4 protein-coding genes and 1 pseudogene are annotated in these 5,690 nt (G+C 41.1%); 4 read left to right on the top strand and 1 reads right to left on the bottom strand.

The features are described from left to right. Positions 1–440: 440 nt before the first annotated feature. A complete protein-coding gene (locus PX481_RS27540; RefSeq protein ID WP_288097127.1) occupies positions 441–1,013 on the bottom strand; it encodes a Uma2 family endonuclease in 573 nt (190 codons plus the stop codon). Between the two features lie 209 nt (positions 1,014–1,222). Here PX481_RS27540 and ileS point away from each other — a divergent pair, with 209 nt between their 5' ends. The 4 genes and pseudogenes from ileS to PX481_RS27560 all read left to right on the top strand — a co-directional run. After that, entirely contained in the window at positions 1,223–4,081 is a 2,859-nt protein-coding gene (gene ileS, locus PX481_RS27545) for an isoleucine--tRNA ligase (RefSeq protein WP_288097129.1), read from the top strand. 107 nt (positions 4,082–4,188) lie between these two features. Continuing rightward, the gene (locus tag PX481_RS27550; RefSeq protein WP_002760972.1) at positions 4,189–4,551 is read left to right on the top strand and encodes a hypothetical protein; all 363 of its coding nucleotides are present in this window, start codon (positions 4,189–4,191) and stop codon (positions 4,549–4,551) included. Positions 4,552–5,140: 589 nt separating this feature from the next. Then, positions 5,141–5,503: a photosynthetic/respiratory NAD(P)H-quinone oxidoreductase subunit C gene (gene ndhC, locus PX481_RS27555; RefSeq protein ID WP_002739390.1), complete on the top strand. Its 363-nt coding sequence runs from the start codon at positions 5,141–5,143 to the stop codon at positions 5,501–5,503. Positions 5,504–5,550: 47 nt separating this feature from the next. Then, positions 5,551–5,690, top strand: a pseudogene (locus PX481_RS27560) (NADH-quinone oxidoreductase subunit B); the annotation flags it as partial.

The raw sequence follows: 5,690 nt of genomic DNA on the forward strand, positions 1-5,690 counted from the left end.
GGTCAATTACCTAATTTTCAGGGAAAAAGTCCCTGAATTTCCCCCTGATCACTCCCATATCTGGTACTTTTTGAGGGGAAAAAAGTCCAAAAGTCTTATCCAACAAGGTTTTTAGATTTATTCAGCAAGCCCTAATTAGGGTTTGCCCTGACCTTACACGATCGAGTGCTGTCTTTCAGCTATGTTTATTGTTCCCTAGGGCAGTTGGGAACTAACAGCGATCGCTAAATTTCTGTTTTTTGATCGCAATTTACAGCCTTTCCCATAAACATAAAGTATAACCTAATTTGGTATTGACGAACAGCTACCCAAAAGGAAAACTTCCTACAGGTTTGACAAATAGAATTAAATGCTTGATAATCTCGGTTTTTAGGCAAAGGGAGACAGATCTACCCCTATCCCTAGAGACATAAAAGTGCGATGTCAAAAAAGAATTGTAATCATACCAAACCGGGGACTTTGCGATAGATAGAAGCGAGCGATCCCCGGAATCCTACACTGGTGAATTCTACCGCATCCCCGGCTTCATAGATCTGTTCTTTCCAGATTCCAGAATCCTCGCGACGGTGACATTCAATTTTCCTCTGGTTTTGATGGATAAGAATGTATTCTTTTAAGGTGGGACAGGTTTGATAATCGCTAAATTTATCACCCCTATCAAAGGATTCCGTAGATTTCGATAATACTTCAATAATCAGAACGGGATAGAGAATAAAATCATCGGTATTGTTAATCTCTCTCTCGTCACAAACCACCGCAATATCGGGATAATAATAACAATTTGCCTCCTCTAACCGGACTTTGATATCGGAAGTGAGAACAAGACAGGGACTATCATCGAGATGGATACTTAATAAAGTGGCTAGATTTGTATTTAAGACAATATGCGGCTTTTTTGCGCCTACCATCGCATAAATCCGTCCTTTTCGGTACTCGTGCTTGATCGGACTGACTCTTTCCCCTTCTAGATACACTTCTGGAGAGACATAAAAAAAATTAGGATTCGTCACCATCGTCCCCATGCTCCCTATCCTCGAATAACTAAATTATAGCCTTTCGGAATCATCGCTCTTGGACTCAATCTCGCTAGACTTATAGATCAATGATTGTCACTTGTAATATTTGTATTACAGTTATGTGACAGAATAGAGATAACGACTCTCAAAGGGACGTTATTTAGGAATGAATCCCAAAAACGATTGATATCCATAGGTTTGCCAGAATGTCCAACGCTAAAAGTTACAAAGATACCGTTAATTTGCCTCAAACTGACTTTGATATGCGAGCAAATGCCAGCAAACGTGAGCCAGAAATCCAGAAATTCTGGCAAGATGAGCAAATATACGAGAAATTAGCGCAAAATAACCCCAAAGAATTATTTATTCTCCACGATGGTCCCCCCTACGCTAACGGGTCTCTGCATATCGGTCATGCTTTAAATAAAATTCTCAAAGACATTATCAATAAATATAAACTGCTGCAAGGCTACAAAGTGCGCTATGTGCCGGGTTGGGATTGTCACGGGTTGCCGATCGAACTAAAGGTTTTACAAAGTCTCAAAAGCTCAGAAAAAGAGGGTCTAACCCCTTTGAAATTACGTCAGAAAGCCCACGATTTTGCCCTTCAAACGCAAAAAGAACAGTGTGAAGGTTTCAAAAGGTATGGAGTCTGGGGAGACTGGGAAAATCCCTATTTAACCCTACAACCAGAATACGAGGCCGCTCAAATTGCCGTATTCGGAAAAATGGCCCTAAAAGGTTATATTTATCGGGGACTAAAACCAGTTCACTGGAGTCCTAGTTCTCAAACCGCTTTAGCTGAGGCCGAATTAGAATATCCCGAAGGTCACACTTCCCGCAGTGTCTATGTTGCTTTTCCGATTACGTCAGTTTCAACCCCGGTTTTAAGGCCATTTTTGCCTAATTTATCCGTCGCTATCTGGACGACTACCCCCTGGACTTTACCCGGGAATTTGGCCGTCGCATTAAACCCAGAATTAAACTATTCAGTGGTGGAAACTAGCGAGTCTAATTATCTAATTGTAGCGACGGATTTAGTCGAAAAATTGGCCGACACTTTTAACAGGACTTTGACGATTAAAGCAACGGTTAAAGGTCTGGAATTAGAACATACTAAATATCGTCATCCTTTGTTTGACAGAGAAAGTGCGATTCTCATCGGTGGGGATTATGTCACCACTGATTCCGGTACCGGATTAGTTCACACGGCCCCCGGCCATGGTCAGGAAGATTATATCGTCGGTCAACGTTACGGTTTACCGATACTTTCTCCCGTGGATGATCAGGGAAATTTTACCGCAGAAGCGGGACAATTTGCGGGTTTAAATGTCTTGAAAGATGCTAATGAAGCAATCATTTTAGCACTGACAGAAAAGGGTGCCTTACTCAAAGAAGAAGCATATCAGCATAAATATCCCTACGATTGGAGAACCAAAAAACCGACAATTTTCCGCGCAACAGAACAATGGTTTGCTTCCGTGGAAGGATTCCGGGAATTAGCTTTAGAAGCAATTGATTCGGTGCGTTGGATTCCTGCAACGGGTAAGAATCGCATCACTTCTATGGTTAGTGAAAGAAGCGATTGGTGTATCTCTCGTCAGCGCAGTTGGGGGGTTCCTATTCCTGTTTTTTATGACGAAGAAACGAATGAACCTCTGTTAACGGAGGAGACGATTAATCACGTTCAAGCTATCTTCGCAGTCAAGGGTTCTAATGCTTGGTGGGAGTTATCCGTAGAGGAATTGTTACCTCCCAGTTATCGCAATAATGGTCGCAGTTATCGCAAGGGAATGGATACTATGGATGTGTGGTTTGATTCTGGTTCTAGTTGGAATGCGGTGGCTAATGCTCGACCAGAATTAAGTTATCCTGCGGATATGTATCTAGAAGGATCGGATCAGCATCGGGGATGGTTTCAATCGAGTTTATTAACCAGTGTCGCTGCTAATGGTATTGCTCCCTATAAAACGGTGTTAACTCACGGTTTTGTTTTGGATGAACAGGGACGAAAAATGAGTAAATCTCTGGGGAATGTCATCGATCCCAATGTGATCATTAATGGTGGTAAAGACCAGAAAAAAGAACCCGCTTATGGGGTGGATGTGATTCGGTTATGGGTGTCCTCGGTGGACTATACCAATGATGTGAATATCGGTCAAAATATTCTTAAACAGTTGGTAGATATCCGTAATAAAATCCGTAACACTGCCAGGTTTTTACTGGGGAGTTTAAATGATTTTGATCCCGTTAAAGATGCGGTAGCTTATGAAGAGCTACCGGAGATTGATCGCTATATGTTACATCGTATCTCGGAGGTGTTTACGGAAGTAACGGCAGCTTTTGAAAGTTTCCAATTTTTCCGCTTTTTCCAGACGGTACAGAATTTTTGTGTTGTCGATTTATCTAACTTTTATATCGACATCGCTAAGGATCGTTTATATATTTCTGATCCTAATTCTTTCCGTCGTCGCAGTTGTCAAACAGTCTATGCTATTGCTTTAGAAAATCTCGCTAAAGCGATCGCTCCTGTCCTCTCTCATCTAGCGGAAGATATCTGGCAATTTCTCCCCTACAAAACTCCTTATTTATCGGTATTTGAGTCAGGATGGCTAAACATCGATCCTGCTTGGAATAATCGCGAATTGGCCGATAAATGGGCGAAATTCCGGCAGCTACGCACCGAAGTTAATAAGGTGATGGAAACTGCCAGAAATGATAAAGCGATCGGTGCTTCTTTAGAGGCAAAAGTTTTACTTTATGTTCCCGATGAAACCTTACAACAGGAGTTGGAATTATTCAACAATTGTGAGAGTTTAACGGGGAATAAAGTCGATGAATTGCGTTATCTATTTCTCTCTTCTCAAGTGGAATTAGTTAGTGATATTAGCGCAATTCAAACCGCCGAATATAAAGGAGAATCGGACTTTGTTTCGGTGGGAATTGTCAAAGCGGACGGCGAAAAATGCGATCGCTGTTGGAATTATTCGACTCAAGTGGGAAAATTTGCCGATGATCCCACTATTTGTGAGCGCTGTAATGCCGCTTTAAAAGGAGAGTTCTAAGCTAAATTAAAAGGGTGCTTTATTGTCTAATAAAGTACCCTTGTTTAATCCTCAGCTAAAAAAAAACTTATTCACAGGTATTAACTCTAGCGAATAGATAATTAGGGATGGAAGATTACCAATCAGCTTTTTTACAACGTCATCAAGATACAGAAATACTTTGTAAATCTAATAGGAAAATAGCTGCTATGCACTTTGGAGGTATTACGATCGAATGTTTTCTGAAATCTATGATCTTAGCTTCGGTATCCAGTCAAGAATGGAAAACTGATTCCAATAACCCCGGACATACTATAACTAATCCGGGTCACAGTTTGACAACTGCTTTAAAACGTCATAATCGTCTCTATTCGAGAGTTCAAAATTTTCCAGAGGTGAGAAAATGGATTAATATAGTAGAAAAACCTAGTCAAAATTTTATAACTATGGGTTATTCCAGCGGTGAACCAAATGACGATGAATACAAATAGTGGTTATCAGCGTATAAAAGTCTGAAAAGTTGGCTTCATAAACAAGCTACTCAACTTTGAGGAGATAGTTATGTCAGAAACTTGGTTAAGATCACTGAAACAAAATTGATGATTTTAATTGGCTTAGTAAATTAAATCTAATTAACCCTTTTCAACGGTAAAAAAATATCCATCCTGATATACTTGATCGCAAGTCCATTTCCCAGAGCCAAAATAAAGCGATTGCTTTTCTGAGCGGGTGCATTAACAAAGTATAGTGGGTCTGACAGCATTTCTCCTAATTTAGACTGCCTATCGGAAATTTTAGTACAAATGCTCGGACTGGCAACTCTGGCACTCCCATGCAGTCTTAACGAGTAATCTGGATAGTCAGCAGTCCATTACGGTCATTTCCTTGTCACCCCGTCAGAGTTAAGAGCAAAGCACGGACAGAAGCGAAGTTTGACCCGACGATTGGCTAATGGTATCGATAAACATCTTCAATGCTGCTTTTGAGAAGGAGACGGGTTGCTAAAGCCTCTATAATAAGTACCCATAGAGATGCCGACAACTTCCCCTGTCGATAGCGAATAAGGAGAAAAAAAACCCAGTGTTTGTCCTCAAAGGTTACGAGTATTTTCTAGGATTTCTGCTCGCTTGCAGTTTAGTACCAATCCTATCCCTAACTGCCTCCAAAGTCCTGCGGCCTAGTGGTGGCGGTCCAGAAAGACGTACCACCTATGAATCGGGGATGGAACCGATCGGCGGTGCTTGGATTCAGTTTAACATTCGTTATTATATGTTTGCCCTCGTTTTCGTGGTTTTTGACGTGGAAACCGTCTTTCTCTACCCTTGGGCAGTAGCTTTCAATCAATTGGGCCTATTAGCTTTTGTAGAAGCACTGATCTTTATTGCTATCCTTGTGGTTGCTCTCGTCTATGCTTGGCGAAAAGGAGCCTTAGAATGGTCATAACGGCCATAATTTTCCTTATTTTTGACTTTTCATAAGAGGATAACCCGATGAGTCCCAACCCTACCAGCGAATTTAAGCAAATTATCGAACAACAAAGCGAAAAAATCCTCAATCCCATCGAACGCACCAAAGTTACCCAGGATTTATCGGAAAATGTCATCCTTACCACCGTTGATGACCTGTATAA

The sequence above is a fragment of the Microcystis sp. M53603_WE2 genome (genome assembly GCF_030065435.1).

Bases quoted from the DNA above. Each gene is read 5' to 3' on its own strand.
- PX481_RS27540 (WP_288097127.1), bottom strand. From the start codon at position 1,013: ATGGTGACGAATCCTAATTTTTTTTATGTCTCTCCAGAAGTGTATCTA.
- ileS (WP_288097129.1), top strand. From the start codon at position 1,223: ATGTCCAACGCTAAAAGTTACAAAGATACCGTTAATTTGCCTCAAACT.
- PX481_RS27550 (WP_002760972.1), top strand. From the start codon at position 4,189: ATGGAAGATTACCAATCAGCTTTTTTACAACGTCATCAAGATACAGAA.